Source organism: Serratia sp. 22278 (genome assembly GCF_052045405.1).
Taxonomy (GTDB): domain Bacteria; phylum Pseudomonadota; class Gammaproteobacteria; order Enterobacterales; family Enterobacteriaceae; genus Serratia; species Serratia marcescens.
The window spans coordinates 1-346 of record NZ_JBQEOW010000040.1; the positions used below are offsets into that span (position 1 = coordinate 1).

General features: G+C 47.7%; 1 tRNA gene. It reads left to right on the forward strand.

From position 1 onward, the window contains the following. The first annotated feature begins 103 nt into the window (after nucleotides 1-103). A tRNA-Glu gene (locus tag ACTJJ6_RS23610) sits at nucleotides 104-179 on the forward strand. Nucleotides 180-346: the final 167 nt, after the last annotated feature.

Sequence of the window (346 nt, forward strand, 5' to 3'; positions counted from 1 at the left end):
TGGATCACCTCCTTACCTAAAGATATTAGTTCGAGTGGCGTGCTCACACAGATTGTCTGATGAAAAAGTAACGAGCAAAAGCGTCATAAAAGTACGGTGTCGTGTCCCCTTCGTCTAGAGGCCTAGGACACCGCCCTTTCACGGCGGTAACAGGGGTTCGAATCCCCTAGGGGACGCCAAGCTTCCGACCCACCCGGTGAAAGCGGCGGTCTCAAGTATCTGACGATACACCATATCTTAAAGATGACTTCCGAGTCATGTTTAAGATATTGCTCTTTAACAATCTGGAACAAGCTGAAAATTGAAACATGACGGCTGAAATTTATCCCTCCGTAGAAGTACTGGG